Raw genomic sequence first — 16,976 nt, 5'->3', positions numbered from 1 at the left:
AACGTGATTCCATGCGCTTTTCTGCGCACATTGTCATATTTCTGTAACAATTTGTGCGTTGATTCACAGTAACAATCACCGTGATTTCTTAACATCGCCGCCTCTCTGGAGTGTGGGGCAGTTAAACCCCTGTAAATTCAATACCTGGCCACGGAGGCTGTCATGCTCAGTATCTTCAAACCTGCGCCGCATCGGGCGCGTCTGCCAGAGGCAGAAATTGATCCGCTATACCGTCGTCTGCGTTGGCAAATCTTCCTGGGGATCTTCTTCGGGTACGCGGCGTACTACCTGGTACGTAAAAACTTTGCGCTCGCCATGCCGTATCTGGTGGAGCAGGGCTTTTCTCGTGGCGATCTGGGGTTCGCGCTGTCGGGGATCTCTATCGCCTACGGTTTTTCCAAATTCATCATGGGTTCAGTGTCCGATCGCTCGAATCCACGCGTGTTCCTGCCTGCGGGTCTGATCCTGGCGGCAGCGGTGATGCTGTTCATGGGCTTTGTGCCATGGGCAACCTCCAGCATCGCCGTGATGTTCGTGCTGCTGTTCCTCTGTGGCTGGTTCCAGGGAATGGGGTGGCCGCCGTGCGGGCGCACCATGGTGCACTGGTGGTCGCAGAAAGAGCGTGGCGGCATCGTGTCGGTGTGGAACTGCGCGCATAACGTCGGTGGCGGTATTCCACCTCTGCTGTTCCTGCTGGGGATGGCGTGGTTTAACGACTGGAAAGCCGCGCTTTATATGCCTGCCTTTGGTGCCATTCTGGTGGCGGTTATCGCTTTCGCCCTGATGCGTGACACGCCGCAGTCCTGTGGCCTGCCGCCGATTGAAGAGTACAAAAACGACTATCCGGATGATTACAGCGAGCAGCATGAAGAAGAGCTGACGGCCAAACAGATCTTCATGAAGTACGTCCTGCCCAACAAACTGCTGTGGTATATCGCGGTGGCCAACGTCTTCGTGTACCTGCTGCGTTACGGCATCCTCGACTGGTCACCTACCTATCTGAAAGAGGTGAAGCATTTCGCGCTGGATAAATCCTCCTGGGCTTACTTCCTCTATGAGTACGCCGGGATCCCGGGGACGCTGATTTGCGGCTGGATGTCGGACAAAGTGTTCCGGGGTAACCGTGGTGCGACGGGCGTCTTCTTTATGACGCTGGTGACCATTGCCACCGTGGTTTACTGGCTCAACCCGCCGGGTAACCCGTCAATCGATATGGCCTGTATGATCGTCATCGGCTTCCTGATTTACGGCCCGGTGATGCTGATTGGTCTGCATGCCCTGGAGCTGGCGCCGAAGAAAGCGGCAGGTACGGCGGCCGGCTTTACCGGTCTGTTCGGTTACCTTGGCGGTTCGGTCGCGGCGAGCGCCATTGTGGGCTACACCGTTGACTTCTTCGGCTGGGACGGCGGCTTTATGGTGATGATTGGCGGTAGCGTGCTGGCGGTGCTGCTGTTGATTGTGGTGATGATTGGTGAAAAACGTCATCACGCCGAAATGCAGGCGCGTCGTCAATAAGGAGAAGGCTGATGAAATTAACTTACGTAGCAACGGGCCTGCTGCTGGCGGGCCTGATGACAGGCTCAGCGCTGGCTAACGAGAAAATGGTTATCGCCCATCGCGGCGCAAGCGGCTATCTGCCAGAGCACACGCTCCCGGCAAAAGCGATGGCCTATGCGCAGGGGGCAGATTATCTCGAGCAGGATCTGGTGATGACCCGTGACGACCAGCTGGTCGTCCTTCATGACCACTATCTTGACCGCGTGACGGACGTGGCTGAGCGTTTTCCGGCCCGCGCCCGCAAAGATGGTCGCTACTACGCCATTGACTTTACGCTGGATGAGATTCGTTCGCTGAAGTTTACCGAGGGTTTCGAGGTTGAAAACGGCAAGAAGGTGCAGGTCTATCCGGGACGTTTCCCGATGGGTAAATCTGATTTTCGCATTCATACCTTCGAAGAAGAGATTGAGTTTGTTCAGGGACTGAACCACTCAACCGGGAAAAACATCGGCATCTACCCGGAGATAAAAGCGCCGTGGTTCCACCACCAGGAAGGGAAGGACATTGCCGCGAAGACGCTGGACGTGCTGAAAAAGTACGGCTACACCAGCAAGCGCGACAAAGTCTATCTGCAGTGTTTTGACGTCGCTGAGCTGAAGCGCATCAAAACCGAGCTGGAGCCAAAGAGAGGGATGGATCTCAATCTGGTACAGCTGATTGCCTACACCGACTGGAATGAAACTCAGGAGAAACAGCCCGACGGCACGTGGGTGAATTACAACTACGACTGGATGTTTAAGCCGGGCGCAATGAAACAGATCGCGCAGTACGCCGACGGTATCGGACCGGATTACCATATGCTGGTGGCGGAAGGCTCAACGCCAGGCCACGTCAAGCTGACGGCAATGGTGAAAGAGGCGCACGCCAGTCATATGCAGGTTCATCCGTATACGGTACGTGCGGACCAGCTACCGGCTTATGCGACGGACGTAAACCAGCTGTACGACGTGCTGTATAACCAGGCCGGGGTGGACGGGCTGTTCACCGATTTCCCGGATAAAGCCGTGCAGTTTTTGAAGTAAAAGAAAAAGGGCCGTAAGGCCCTTTTTTATGTCGCCCGGAGGGGCGGTTTACATCTCAATCTCTATATCGCCTTTTGCCCGGCAGCAGCAGGGCAAAATTTCACCTTCGTTGATGAAGGCCAGCGGTTCGGTCAGCCAGTCCACTTGTCCGGCGACTAAACGGCAGCGACATGAGCCGCAATAGCCTGAGCGGCATTGATACTCCACTTCAACCTGATGCGCCTCAAGCGCAATCAACAGGGAAGGGTGTTCTTCCCGGCACAGCACTTCGGTACCGGAAAGGCTAAGCGTTACGCGGCTCATCAGAGCTGGAAGTCGCTCAGGTCGTCGGTGTTAACTTCAGAGTCAATCTGCCCGACCAGATAAGAACTGACTTCCACTTCCTGTGGCGCAACCTGCACGTTATCGGATACCAGCCAGGTGTTGATCCACGGAATTGGGTTAGAGCGGGTTTTGAACGGCAGCTCAAGCCCGACCGCCTGCATACGGATGTTGGTGATGTACTCAACATACTGGCACAGGATGTCTTTGTTCAGGCCAATCATGGAGCCGTCGCGGAACAGGTAGTCTGCCCACTCTTTCTCCTGCTGAGCGGCCAGCACGAACAGGTCATAGCACTCCTGTTTGCACTCTTCGGCAATCTCAGCCATCTCCGGATCGTCTGTACCGCTGCGCAGCAGGTTCAGCATATGCTGGGTGCCGGTCAGGTGCAGGGCTTCGTCACGGGCGATCAGACGGATGATTTTGGCATTACCTTCCATCAGCTTGCGTTCCGCAAAAGCGAAGGAGCAGGCGAAGCTCACGTAGAAGCGGATGGCTTCCAGTGCGTTAACGCTCATCAGGCACAGGTAAAGCTGTTTCTTCAGCGCGCGCAGGCTCACGGTGACGGTTTTGCCGTTCACTGTGTGGGTGCCTTCGCCCAGCAGATGCCAGTAGCTGGTCATCTCGATCAGTTCGTCGTAGTAGTGCGCAATACCTTCAGCACGTTTCTGGATCTGCTCGTTAGTGACGATATCGTCAAACACCACCGCCGGATCGTTAACGATGTTGCGGATAATGTGGGTGTAAGAGCGGGAGTGGATGGTCTCAGAAAACGCCCAGGTTTCCACCCAGGTTTCCAGCTCCGGAATGGAGATCAGCGGCAGCAGCGCCACGTTCGGGCTACGGCCCTGAATGGAGTCCAGCAACGTCTGGTACTTCAGGTTGCTGATGAAGATATGCTTTTCGTGCTCCGGCAACGCCTGGAAATCGATACGATCGCGAGAGACGTCAACTTCTTCCGGGCGCCAGAAGAAGGAGAGTTGCTTTTCAATCAGCTTTTCGAAGATGTCATATTTTTGCTGATCGTAGCGTGCCACGTTGACCGGTTGCCCGAAGAACATCGGCTCTTTGAGCTGGTCGTTTTTCGTCTGTGAAAAGGTGGTGTATGCCATGAATTGGAGTCCTGTCTTACGAAATAAAGGCGGGGATATCCCCGCCCTTCATTAGATCTTACATGCGCCGCTTTCGCAGCCATCGTCCTGAATTGACGGTGCCATGTCATCCTGAGCGTCTTCCGCACCATCACGGGTGTTGTGATAGTACAGGGTTTTCACACCAAATTTGTAGGCGGTGAGCAGGTCTTTCAACAGTTGCTGCATCGGTACCTTGCCAGACGGGAAGCGCGTCGGGTCGTAGTTGGTGTTAGCAGAAATCGACTGGTCGATAAACTTCTGCATGATCCCCACCAGCTGCAGGTAACCGTCGTTGTTTGGCATTTCCCACAGCAGCTCGTAGTTGTCTTTCAGCAGCTCGTAGTCAGGCACAACCTGACGCAGGATACCGTCTTTCGACGCTTTAATGCTGACGTGGCCGCGCGGTGGTTCAATACCGTTGGTGGCGTTAGAGATCTGCGAAGAGGTCTCAGACGGCATCAGGGCAGACAGCGTGGAGTTACGCAGGCCGTGAGTCTTGATGGATTCACGCAGCGCTTCCCAGTCCAGATGCAGCGGTTCGTTAGAAATCGCATCCAGGTCTTTCTTGTAGGTATCGATCGGCAGAATGCCTTTCGCATAGGTGGTTTCGTTGAACCACGGGCACGCGCCTTGCTCTTTCGCCAGCTCGTTGGAGGCTTTCAGCAGGTAGTACTGAATCGCTTCGAACGTTTCGTGGGTCAGGTTGTTCGCGCTGCCGTCGGAGTAACGCTTACCGTGTTTCGCCAGCCAGTAGGCAAAGTTGATAACGCCGATACCGAGGGTACGACGGCCCATTGCTCCACGTTTTGCCGCAGGAATTGGGTAGTCCTGGTAATCCAGCAGGGCATCCAGCGCACGCACGGCCAGCACCGCCAGCTCTTCCAGCTCTTCCAGGCTCTTGATAGCGCCCAGGTTGAAAGCAGAGAGGGTGCAGAGCGCGATTTCGCCGTTTTCGTCGTTAACATCTTCCAGCGGTTTGGTCGGCAGGGCGATTTCCAGGCACAGGTTAGACTGGCGCACTGGCGCAACCACCGGGTCAAACGGGCTATGGGTGTTGCAGTGGTCAACGTTCTGAATGTAGATACGGCCGGTAGAGGCACGTTCCTGCATCATCAGGGAGAACAGGTCAACCGCCTTAACGCGCTGCTTACGGATGCTGTCGTCTTTTTCGTATTTGGTGTACAGACGCTCGAACTCATCCTGATCTGCGAAGAACGCGTCATACAGGCCCGGAACGTCGGACGGGCTGAACAGGGTGATGTCTTCACCTTTCAGCAGACGGGTGTACATCAGCTTGTTGATCTGTACGCCGTAGTCCATGTGACGAACGCGGTTGCCTTCAACGCCACGGTTGTTCTTCAGTACCAGAAGGCTTTCCACTTCCAGGTGCCACATTGGGTAGAACAGGGTGGCTGCACCACCGCGTACGCCGCCCTGAGAGCAGGATTTTACCGCGGTCTGGAAGTGTTTGTAGAACGGGATACAGCCGGTGTGGAACGCTTCACCGCCACGAATCGGGCTACCCAGTGCACGGATGCGACCGGCGTTGATGCCGATACCGGCACGCTGGGAGACATATTTCACGATGGCGCTGGAGGTCGCGTTGATGGAATCCAGGCTGTCACCACACTCGATCAGGACGCATGAGCTGAACTGACGGGTTGGGGTACGCACGCCAGACATGATTGGCGTAGGCAGAGAAATCTTGAACGTGGAAACCGCATCGTAGAAACGCTTCACGTATTCCAGACGGGTGTCACGCGGGTAGTTAGAGAACAGGCAGGCGGCCACCAGAATATAGAGGAACTGAGCGCTTTCGTAGATCTCACCGGTCACACGGTTCTGAACCAGGTATTTGCCTTCGAGCTGCTTCACCGCCGCATAAGAGAAGTTCATGTCGCGCCAGTGATCGATAAACCCGTTCATCTGCTCGAACTCTTCTTCCGTATAGTCTTCCAGCAGATGCGTGTCGTATTTGCCCAGCTCAACCATTTTCACCACGTGATCGTAAAGCTTTGGCGGCTCAAACTGGCCGTACGCTTTTTTACGCAGGTGGAAAATCGCCAGACGTGCAGCGAGGTACTGATAATCCGGGGCTTCACGGGAGATGAGATCCGCCGCAGCCTTGATGATGGTTTCGTGGATATCAGACGTCTTGATGCCATCGTAGAACTGAATGTGAGAGCGCAGTTCAACCTGGGAGATAGATACGTTATTCAGTCCTTCTGCTGCCCAGTCGAGAACACGATGGATTTTGTCCAGATTGATACGCTCGGTGGTACCGTCGCGCTTAGTCACCAGCAGACTCTGATTCATGTGGGTTTTACCTGTCCGTGAAATAAAAAATATCCCCCGCTTATCCACAGATCCGTCTTGTGACTAACTCTGTGGATAAATACTACATATAGGGGGTTTGCGATAAGAAAAACGCTATATGGTGAGTATTCTAGTATCGAATCTTTTCAGCACAAGGGTTGATTTTGACGTTAAATTGAGGTTGTCAAAGGGTAAAAAAGGCTAAGTCCTCGTACCGTAAGGCCTGGAAGAGATGTCAATAATTAAGAAAAAAAATTCAAAATTTGATCGAGTGCTGATTTCTTCAACGGGAGGTCAGAATTGCGCAACATGATGTCGCGCAATCTTTATAAGAATAATGGATGACGTCAGTCGTTTTTGGCGGTTGTATGCAACATATAGTTAACATCTACACCCGGTGCGAGTTTGAATTTATCGGTCAATGGATTGTAATGCAGACCGGTGATGTGCTGCTCCTTGAGCCACGTCTGATCAACCCAGCTCAGTAATTCAGCAGGCTTGATGAATTTCTTCACGTCGTGCGTGCCTTTTGGCACCATACGCAGCACATACTCCGCCCCGACGACCGCCATCAGCCAGGCTTTTCCGTTTCGGTTGATCGTCGAGAAGAAGACCTGGCCGCCCGGTTTCACCAGTTTTGCACAGGCGTGAACCACGGACTGGGGGTCGGGAACGTGCTCCAGCATCTCCATACAGGTCACCACGTCGTACTGATGGGCATGCTTTGCCGCATGTTCTTCGACGGTTTCCTGCACATATTCCACCTGCACTCCGGATTCCAGCGCATGAAGACGGGCAACCTGTAGCGGTTCAAAGCCCATATCCAGACCGGTGACGGTGGCCCCTTCGCGCGCCATGCTTTCTGCCAGAATGCCGCCGCCGCAGCCGACGTCGAGCACTTTCTTACCGAACAGGCCGCCGGAACGCTCCGCGATATAGCCCAGGCGCAGCGGGTTAATGCGGTGCAGAGGTTTAAACTCACCTTCGAGATCCCACCAGCGGGATGCCACCGCTTCGAATTTGGCAATCTCTTCATGGTCAACGTTGTGAGCCACCGGGGATTTTTCGGCATTCATGGGCGCTTTTACTCCTTATTTTGCAAGACTTCGGAGTATATCAGCCCGCGCGGTTGAATAAAGCTTATTGGTTTACCTCAATCACCGCGGCTGTGTTATAATTTGCGACCTTTGAATCCGGGATACAGTAGAGGGATAGCGGTTAGATGAGCGACCTTGCGAGAGAAATTACACCGGTTAACATCGAGGAAGAGCTGAAGAGCTCCTATCTGGACTATGCGATGTCGGTCATTGTTGGCCGTGCGCTGCCGGACGTCCGCGATGGCCTGAAGCCGGTACACCGTCGCGTACTATACGCCATGAACGTATTGGGCAATGACTGGAATAAAGCCTACAAAAAATCTGCCCGTGTCGTTGGTGACGTAATCGGTAAATACCATCCCCATGGTGATTCCGCGGTGTACGACACTATCGTCCGAATGGCGCAGCCATTCTCGCTGCGTTACATGCTGGTAGATGGTCAGGGTAACTTTGGTTCTATCGACGGCGACTCCGCCGCGGCAATGCGTTATACGGAAATCCGTCTGGCGAAAATTGCCCATGAGCTGATGGCTGACCTGGAAAAAGAGACGGTTGATTTCGTTGATAACTATGACGGCACGGAACGCATTCCGGACGTTATGCCAACGAAAATCCCTAACCTGCTGGTGAACGGTTCGTCCGGTATCGCCGTCGGTATGGCAACCAACATTCCACCGCATAACATCACGGAAGTGATCAACGGTTGCCTGGCCTATATTGAGGATGAAGACATCAGCATTGAAGGGCTGATGGAACACATCCCGGGTCCAGACTTCCCGACGGCGGCGATCATCAACGGTCGTCGTGGTATTGAAGAAGCGTACCGCACCGGACGTGGCAAGATTTATATCCGTGCCCGCGCCGAAGTGGAAGCGGACGCCAAAACCGGCCGTGAAACCATCATTGTTCACGAGATCCCGTATCAGGTGAACAAAGCGCGTCTGATTGAAAAAATCGCCGAGCTGGTAAAAGAAAAACGTGTTGAAGGCATCAGCGCGCTGCGTGACGAATCTGATAAAGACGGCATGCGCATCGTGATTGAAATCAAACGCGACGCGGTGGGCGAGGTTGTACTGAACAACCTGTATTCCCAGACTCAGCTCCAGGTCTCCTTCGGTATCAACATGGTTGCATTGCACCATGGTCAGCCGAAGATCATGAACCTGAAAGATATTCTGAGCGCGTTTGTGCGTCACCGCCGTGAAGTGGTGACTCGCCGTACTATTTTCGAACTGCGTAAAGCCCGCGACCGTGCGCATATCCTTGAAGCGCTGGCCGTTGCACTGGCAAACATCGACCCAATCATTGAGTTGATTCGCCGTGCACCAACCCCTGCGGAAGCGAAAGCGTCTCTGATTGCCCGTCCGTGGGATCTGGGCAACGTGGCCGCCATGCTGGAACGCGCTGGCGACGATGCTGCGCGTCCTGAATGGCTGGAGCCTGAGTTCGGCGTGCGTGACGGTCAGTACTACCTGACTGAACAGCAGGCCCAGGCGATTCTGGATCTGCGTCTGCAGAAACTGACTGGCCTTGAGCACGAAAAACTGCTCGACGAATACAAAGAACTGCTGGAACAGATTGCCGAGCTGCTGCATATCCTGGGTAGCGCAGAGCGCCTGATGGAAGTGATCCGTGAAGAGCTGGAACTGGTCCGCGATCAGTTCGGCGATGAGCGTCGCACCGAAATCACGGCGAACAGCTCTGATATCAACATTGAAGATCTGATCAACCGCGAAGATGTGGTGGTCACCCTGTCTCACCAGGGCTATGTGAAGTATCAGCCGCTGACCGACTACGAAGCACAGCGTCGTGGCGGTAAAGGCAAATCGGCAGCACGTATTAAAGAAGAAGACTTTATTGACCGTCTGCTGGTGGCAAACACCCATGACACGATCCTCTGCTTCTCAAGCCGTGGTCGTCTGTACTGGATGAAGGTCTATCAGCTGCCAGAAGCGAGCCGTGGTGCACGTGGTCGTCCAATCGTGAACCTGCTGCCGCTGGAAGCGAACGAACGTATCACCGCGATTCTGCCGGTACGTGAGTACGAAGAAGGCGTGAACGTCTTTATGGCGACCGCCAGCGGTACCGTGAAGAAAACCGCGCTGACCGAATTCAGCCGTCCACGTTCTGCCGGTATCATCGCGGTGAACCTGAACGACGGTGACGAACTGATTGGCGTTGACCTCACCTCCGGTTCCGATGAAGTGATGCTGTTCTCCGCCGCCGGTAAAGTGGTGCGCTTCAAAGAGAACGCGGTTCGTGCAATGGGCCGTACTGCAACAGGTGTTCGTGGTATCAAACTGGCCGGTGAAGATACCGTCGTTTCCCTGATCGTTCCGCGCGGTGAAGGTGCTATCCTGACCGTCACGCAGAACGGCTACGGTAAACGTACTGCCGAAAGCGAATACCCGACCAAGTCTCGTGGCACGCAGGGCGTTATCTCTATCAAGGTTACCGAGCGCAACGGATCCGTTGTGGGTGCGGTACAGGTAGACGATGCCGACCAGATCATGATGATCACGGATGCCGGTACGCTGGTGCGTACACGCGTATCTGAGATCAGCGTGGTTGGCCGTAATACTCAGGGTGTGATCCTCATCCGTACCGCGGAAGATGAAAACGTCGTGGGTCTGCAGCGTGTAGCTGAGCCTGTGGATGACGAAGAGCTCGACTCCATCGACGGTAGCGTCGCAGAAGGTGATGATGAAATCGCACCAGAAGCCGATACCGAAGATGATGCAGCGGATGACGCTGACGAGTAATGTCTCCTGATGCAAAAAGGGCCGGTTTCCGGCCCTTTTCTTTTGCACAAGCAGATAAGTGAACGTTGCGACAAGGCGCGTTTACCGCTACCTTAACCACATTCTTTTTGACCCCGACGGCGGAGCCTCGCCCCTTTGAAATACCTCGTCTCCTTTCGTACCACGCTGAAAGTCTCTCGCTATCTGTTTCGGGCGCTGGTGCTCTTGCTTTGGTTGCTTGTGGCATTATTGTCGGTGTTTTACATCGTTAACGCCCTTCATCAGAAAGAAGCGGAGATCCGCCAGGAGTTTAACTTAAGCTCCGATCAGGCCCAGCGCTATATTCAGCGAACGTCCGACGTGATGAAGGAGCTGAAGTACATTGCCGAGAATCGCCTGACCGCGGAAAACGGCATTCTTGCCATCCGTGGGCGTAATGACAAAACCGAAGTACCGAATTTCGAGCCGCTGTTTCCGGATTCCGATTGCTCTGCGATGGGCAGCACCTGGCGTGGTTCACTGGAGTCGCTCTCCTGGTTTATGCGCTACTGGCGTGACAACTTTTCCGCCGCCTATGATCTGAACCGCGTCTTCCTGATTGGCAGTGAAAATCTCTGTATGGCCGACTTTGGCCTGCGCGATGTGCCCGTCGAGCGCGATGATGCGCTGAAAAGCCTGCATGAACGTATTGTGAAATATCGCAATGCGCCGCAGGACGAGCGCGGGAATAACATCTTCTGGATAAGCCAGGGGCCACGCATGGGCGTGGGCTATTTCTACGCCCTCACGCCGGTCTATCTGGGCAATCGTCTGCAGGCGCTGCTGGGGATTGAACAGACCATTCGCATGGAAAACTTCTTCACGCCGGGCAGTCTGCCGATGGGCGTGACCATTCTGGATGAAAACGGACATACCCTGATCTCACTTGCCGGTCCGGATAATCGACTGAACGTCGACCCGCACTGGATGCAGGAGCGGTCGTGGTTTGGCTATACCTCAGGCTTCCGTGAGCTGGTGCTTAAAAAGAGCTTGCCGCCTTCGTCGCTGAGTATTGTCTATTCGCTGCCCGTGGATATGGTGCTTGAGCGGATCCGCATTCTTATCATGAACGCGATTTTGCTGAACCTGCTGGCCGGGGGGGCGCTGTTTACCCTCGCGCGAATGTATGAGCGCAAAATCTTTATACCCGCCGAAAGCGACGCCCAGCGGCTGGAAGAGCACGAGCAGTTTAACCGCAAGATTGTCGCCTCGGCGCCGGTGGGGATCTGCATCCTGCGCACGCAGGACGGGACCAATATCCTCAGTAACGAGCTGGCGCATAACTACCTGAACATGCTGACGCATGAGGACCGACAGAGGCTGACGCAGATTATCTGTGGCCAGCAGGTGAACTTCGTTGACGTGCTGACCAGCACGCACACGAACCTGCAAATCAGCTTTGTGCACTCCCGCTATCGTAATGAAAACGTGGCAATTTGCGTCCTGGTAGACGTCTCGGCGCGTGTGAAGATGGAAGAGTCGCTGCAGGAGATGGCGCAGGCCGCCGAGCAGGCCAGCCAGTCGAAATCCATGTTCCTTGCCACCGTCAGCCACGAGTTGCGTACCCCGCTGTACGGGATTATCGGTAACCTTGATCTTCTGCAGACCAAAGAGCTGCCGAAAGGGGTCGATCGCCTGGTGACGGCGATGAATAACTCCTCCAGCCTGCTGCTGAAAATCATCAGCGATATTCTCGATTTCTCCAAAATTGAGTCGGAGCAGCTGAAAATTGAGCCGCGGGAGTTCTCTCCGCGCGAGGTGATGAACCACATCAGCGCCAACTATCTGCCGCTGGTGGTGCGTAAACAGCTGGGCCTCTACTGCTTTATTGAGCCGGACGTGCCGCTGACGCTGCATGGCGATCCGATGCGTCTGCAGCAGGTCATTTCTAACCTGCTCAGTAACGCCATTAAATTTACCGATATCGGCTGCATTGTGTTGCACGTGTGTCGGGCAGGGGACTACCTGAGTATTCGCGTGCGTGATACCGGCGTGGGTATCCCGGCGAAGGAAGTGGTGCGTCTGTTTGACCCGTTCTTCCAGGTCGGTACCGGCGTACAGCGTAACTTCCAGGGGACCGGGCTGGGTCTGGCGATCTGTGAGAAGCTCGTGAGCATGATGGACGGCGATATCTCCGTTGATACCGAGCCAGGCATGGGCAGCCAGTTTACTATCCGCATTCCGCTCTATTCTGCCCAGTACCCGGCAAAAGCGGTGGTGGACGGCCTGAGCGATAAGCGCTGCTGGCTGGCAGTACACAATGCCTCACTGAATGATTACCTGACGGCGCTTCTTACCCACAGCGGCGTGCGCGTGTCCCGCTATGAAGGGCAAACGCCGGATGTCGACGATGTGCTGATCACCGACGAGGTGCTGGAACAACCCTGGCAGGGCAGAGGGGTGGTTCACTTCTGCCGTCGCCATATCGGTATTCCGGTCGAACGAGCTCCGGGTGAATGGGTGCACAGCGTGGCGACGCCGCATGAGCTCATGAGCCTGCTGGCACGTATCTACAGCGTGCAGCTGGAAGATAGCGACGGGGCGACGGAGTTGCCGTCACCGGATGCGCTGGCATCGCTGAATGACGATATGATGATTCTGGTGGTGGATGACCATCCGATTAACCGTCGCCTGCTGGCAGACCAGCTGGGTTCGCTTGGTTATCAGTGCAAAACCGCCAATGACGGCGTGGATGCGCTGAACGTGCTGAGTAAAAACCACATTGATATCGTTCTTAGCGACGTCAACATGCCGAATATGGATGGCTACCGTCTGACGCAGCGTATACGCCAGCTTGGCCTGACGTTGCCGGTCGTGGGCGTGACGGCGAATGCGCTGGCGGAAGAGAAACAGCGCTGTCTGGAGTCAGGGATGGACAGTTGTCTGTCGAAACCGGTGACGCTGGACGTCCTGAAACAGACGATTTCCGTGTATGCGGAACGGGTCAGAAAAGCGAGAGTATAAAAAAAGGCCCGTCAGGGCCTTTTTTGTTGTTTCCCTCACACGCCGGGAGGGGGGAGGTAAGGCCATCAGGCCGCACACCCGGTAAACATCAATCCTTATCCGACGCGCTCAGCGTAACGGAGGAGAGATAGTTTAGCAGCGCAATATCGTTATCCACACCCAGTTTCATCATTGCTGATTTCTTCTGGCTACTGATGGTTTTAATACTGCGGTTCAGCTTCTTGGCAATCTCGGTGACCAGGAAACCTTCGGCGAACAGGCGCAGAACTTCGCTCTCTTTCGGAGACAGGCGTTTGTCGCCATAGCCACCGGCGCTGATTTTTTCCAGCAAACGAGAGACGCTTTCAGGCGTGAACTTCTTGCCTTTCTGCAGAGCAGCGAGCGCTTTTGGCAGATCGGTCGGCGCACCCTGTTTCAGCACAATCCCTTCGATATCCAGATCCAGCACGGCGCTGAGAATGGCCGGGTTGTTGTTCATGGTCAGAACAATGATCGAAATGTCCGGGAAGTGACGTTTGATATATTTGATGAGTGTGATCCCATCACCGTATTTGTCCCCAGGCATAGAGAGATCGGTGATGAGCACATGCGCATCAAGCTTTGGGAGGTTATTGATCAGTGCTGTAGAGTCTTCAAATTCACCGACTACATTCACCCACTCGATCTGTTCAAGTGATTTGCGAATACCGAACAGTACAATCGGATGGTCATCGGCAATAATTACGTTCATATTGTTCATGTATAAGGCTACCTTGCTACAGCAAGCTTTTGACGTAGGCGTCAATGTCGCTGATGTATTTTTCAATGCCAGAGGCATCTTTCTCACGAATTAGATGTTCCAGCGTTTCACATAACTGCTTGCCGGGAACCAGATTAAGCATGGCAAACACCCCTTTAAGCCGGTGTGCTGTCTGTGCCAGCGCTGCAAAATCATTCGCAGCGGACTCAGTATACAACCGCTTAACATCATCTGGTACTGTATCAACAAAGAGTGAATAGTATCCGCTGGCGTGAAGCTCGGCATTTTCATTGCCGCCTAACGGTGATTCCGCTATCTCTTCCTGCGCCAGTTGCTCTTCTATTAGTTGTAGTACAGCTTCCTGCATCGCATTGCTTATATTAAAGTTGACGCGCAGCTGGCCTGGGCCGATTTTTCGCACGCCTGGCTCATCATCGCTTAAAAGCAAGCCGGAGGCAGTAAGATTAGACGGATTATCAGTTAAAAACAGATCAAATTCTTGACTTGAGAGTCTTTCATCCGGCGTTATGCAGGCCGCGCCCCAGTTTTCTAACTGACGAACCACAATATTACGGATCTCGTTCGAGGTCACATCCACCATCACGACCACATCATCCAGCAGGCGTTCTTCGTCTTCTTCCTGTGGATTCGCCGCCATTTTAACGTGCAGTGAGTAACGCGTGCCAAGCGATTCGCGGGCCTTGATATTCAGATGGCCACCAAGCTTACGTGCCAGCTGATCGCACAGCCAGAAGGTCAGGGCATTGGCCTTGCCGTAATGATCGCTCTGGGTGTCATTCAGGAACGGGAAATGCAGATTATCGATTTCGCTTGTCGTTACGCCTTCCCCGGTATCCAGGATACGGAACGTCAGGCGATCTTCAGCCGACTCGTCGGTACTGACTTCCAGGGTGATCTTCCCGATCTGGGTGGTGGTGACGGCGTACTGAATAATCATCAGCAGAATGCGACGCAGCGCTTCGCGATCGCCGTGACGTTCATCATTCGCCGGTAAATGGTTATTGATCAGCAGCTGCAGCCCTTTGCGCTTGATCACGGGCAGGACCTCAGGCACCACTTCATCGATCAGATTCTGGATAGAGAAGAGGGTCGGCGTTCCTTTCCAGAAATCATTTTCGAGCATATTCGCCAGCTGGATCTCATCTACCATGCGCACCAGCGAGTCGGCCTGGCAGGCAAGCTGATGGCTTTCAGATGTATTCAGCGCCGCCGCCTGGGTCGCCAGCATTTTTAACGGCTTCTTGAAGGCATCACCAATATTCTGCATAAAGGCAGCGCGTCCCTGCTGGTTTTTCTCATACAGACGTTGTGCCTGCTTGAGCTTTTTATTCACCAGCACTTCACGATCCTGATCGCGGATGATGAAGATCTGCGTGCGGGAGGCGATCTGGCTGCGGAACTGTCGGATCTCATACAGCTCGTTATTAATGGTGGCCTGAATCACGCCCTGATGTTGATCCGCCATAGCGGTGATGTTCTGCAGATTGAGATGAGGCAGCAGGTGGTCAGCAATTTTATTGCTCATCACCGTACGGTTGGCTTCCTGATCGTGAACCAGCACCCCAAGCGGCAGCACGGAAATAATCTCTTCATTCAGCGCGCGCAACACGCGCAGTTCGTTACTGGTTCCTGCCGGGACCGGGGCGGCATCGCTTTGACGCCCTGACTGGAAGCGGAACGTGCTGTAGCCAAACAGCGCCAGCGCCAGCAGGCCGATATTCAGCAGCAGGGGCAGCAGGATATTTTGCAGCGTATCAAGCAGCAGGGTGCCGAACGGCACTTGCCACACCAGACGCATACCAGTTGAGTTCAGCGAAGAGGCAATTTCGATTTTCGAGCCGTTAAAGGAGATCGATACGCTCTCTGCGGCCTCTTTGTCCGATGCGGCTCGCATATTCTGAGTGCTGCTGTCCGGCTCCAGACGGAAGCTGTCGAGCGGCATATCCGGTGGAATCAAGTCATTGATGGGCAAATCGAAGGCCACCACCGTCGCCAGATGGCCTGGCTGGTTAAAAGTGGTACGCAGCGTAAAGTAATGGCCATTCTGCCAGGCGAGGCGGCGCAGAGATGAGAAGCTCTCACGTTCATCAAGGGCGTTCGCCTGTTGCAGCATTTCTGCCCGGCGGGAATCGACAATGCTGCCCACGGTCGTCTCTTTGAAACCGGAAGAGAGATCTTTTAGCGGCAGGGTTGAGATCAGGATCATGCTGTTGTCCTGACCGTTCAGATAGTACATCGACCACGGCACCGTCTCGGCACCCCAAAGGGTATCAAGATAGGTTGAGATGCGTTGGGTCATCTCAAGCGTTGCGCTGTCATGAGAGCCGAAGATCAGCGCTTCGGTTTTGCGCTGTGGTTTTTCCAGATAATAGACGTCCTGCTTCAGGCGAGTCTCCTGAAGCCCGTCGCCGGAAGAGGTTGCCGGCGCGGCCGCGATGTTGTCGTAAATCTGCCAGGTTGCATAGCGCCAGGTATCAATGCGCTTGTGGACGGCGTGGGTGATATCAACAACCTGATAGCTCTTGTCCTTCAGCCAGGCGTTAACCGCGCTCTGAACCATAACCCCCATTGTGACTAGCAGCACAACGATCAAAAGAAGAAAGAAACGGGTGATGCTCCCGGGTAAGAGGGAGAATTTGCTCGGAGCGGTAGTTTCAGTCTGACTCATTGATATCTTTAACCCGTAATGGTCGTGCTCTATGGCGATAGGGCAGTATAAAGGGTAATACCTGAATTTCCAGCGTCACGCTCTTTGAACCCGCCACTTTTTCGACTGACAATATCTGAGAACGCCATTGCATGAAACATGTACAAAGCGAGTGAGAGTGTACAAATAAAAACCGATACATACCGGTAAATAGCACGAATTAACAAGAAATCGAGATTTGCAGTAATGACGCGGTTCTCGAGGAGAGAGGAAACGAATTTAGTTAATAGTCGTTACAATTTCAGTGCGGTAGCACAAAAAAACGCATGCTACGTAAAGAAAGGTAAAAAAAAACCGAATGCCAGGCATTCGGTAGAAT

The 16,976-nt window shown here is 54.1% G+C and carries 10 protein-coding genes; 4 read left to right on the top strand and 6 right to left on the bottom strand.

Annotation, left to right across the window (positions count from 1 at the left end; genetic code table 11):
• Positions 1–162 precede the first annotated feature (162 nt).
• The gene (glpT, locus tag HV340_RS15460; RefSeq protein WP_025203601.1) at positions 163–1,515 is read left to right on the top strand and encodes a glycerol-3-phosphate transporter; all 1,353 of its coding nucleotides are present in this window, start codon (positions 163–165) and stop codon (positions 1,513–1,515) included.
• 11 nt (positions 1,516–1,526) lie between these two features.
• Positions 1,527–2,579, top strand: a complete 1,053-nt coding sequence (gene glpQ, locus HV340_RS15455) for a glycerophosphodiester phosphodiesterase (RefSeq protein WP_063924736.1) — start codon at positions 1,527–1,529, stop codon at positions 2,577–2,579.
• Between the two features lie 48 nt (positions 2,580–2,627).
• On the opposite strand, the gene yfaE is transcribed toward glpQ, so the two are convergent.
• The 4 genes from yfaE to ubiG form a co-directional block, all read right to left on the bottom strand.
• The gene (gene yfaE / locus HV340_RS15450) at positions 2,628–2,882 is read right to left on the bottom strand and encodes a class I ribonucleotide reductase maintenance protein YfaE (protein WP_014170967.1); all 255 of its coding nucleotides are present in this window, start codon (positions 2,880–2,882) and stop codon (positions 2,628–2,630) included.
• Complete coding sequence (gene nrdB, locus HV340_RS15445) at positions 2,882–4,012, bottom strand: class Ia ribonucleoside-diphosphate reductase subunit beta (protein ID WP_014170966.1); 1,131 nt, start codon at positions 4,010–4,012, stop codon at positions 2,882–2,884. The genes yfaE and nrdB overlap by 1 nt, the downstream gene beginning before the upstream one ends.
• 51 nt (positions 4,013–4,063) lie before the next feature.
• A complete protein-coding gene (gene nrdA, locus HV340_RS15440; protein ID WP_020883162.1) occupies positions 4,064–6,349 on the bottom strand; it encodes a class 1a ribonucleoside-diphosphate reductase subunit alpha in 2,286 nt (761 codons plus the stop codon).
• A gap of 347 nt (positions 6,350–6,696) precedes the next feature.
• On the bottom strand, positions 6,697–7,425 hold the full coding sequence (gene ubiG / locus HV340_RS15435) for a bifunctional 2-polyprenyl-6-hydroxyphenol methylase/3-demethylubiquinol 3-O-methyltransferase UbiG (protein ID WP_014170964.1): 729 nt from the start codon (positions 7,423–7,425) through the stop codon (positions 6,697–6,699).
• Between the two features lie 146 nt (positions 7,426–7,571).
• On the opposite strand from ubiG, the gene gyrA reads away from it, so the two are divergent.
• Together gyrA and rcsC are read left to right on the top strand one after the other, a co-directional pair.
• Positions 7,572–10,208, top strand: coding sequence for a DNA topoisomerase (ATP-hydrolyzing) subunit A (gene gyrA / locus HV340_RS15430; protein ID WP_014170963.1), 2,637 nt, complete (start codon positions 7,572–7,574; stop codon positions 10,206–10,208).
• 135 nt (positions 10,209–10,343) lie between these two features.
• Positions 10,344–13,190, top strand: coding sequence for a two-component system sensor histidine kinase RcsC (gene rcsC, locus HV340_RS15425; RefSeq protein ID WP_181216087.1), 2,847 nt, complete (start codon positions 10,344–10,346; stop codon positions 13,188–13,190).
• Between the two features lie 88 nt (positions 13,191–13,278).
• On the opposite strand, the gene rcsB is transcribed toward rcsC, so the two are convergent.
• Complete coding sequence (rcsB, locus tag HV340_RS15420; protein WP_006176468.1) at positions 13,279–13,929, bottom strand: response regulator transcription factor RcsB; 651 nt, start codon at positions 13,927–13,929, stop codon at positions 13,279–13,281.
• Positions 13,930–13,945: 16 nt separating this feature from the next.
• Positions 13,946–16,618, bottom strand: coding sequence for a phosphotransferase RcsD (rcsD, locus tag HV340_RS15415; RefSeq protein ID WP_020883163.1), 2,673 nt, complete (start codon positions 16,616–16,618; stop codon positions 13,946–13,948).
• Between the last annotated feature and the right edge of the window lie 358 nt (positions 16,619–16,976).

This window comes from Enterobacter sp. RHBSTW-00975 (genome assembly GCF_013615235.1).
GTDB classification, from domain to species: Bacteria; Pseudomonadota; Gammaproteobacteria; order Enterobacterales; family Enterobacteriaceae; genus Enterobacter; species Enterobacter ludwigii.
The sequence above is the reverse complement of the archived record's forward strand: the minus strand, read 5'-3'. Positions and strand labels throughout refer to the sequence as shown.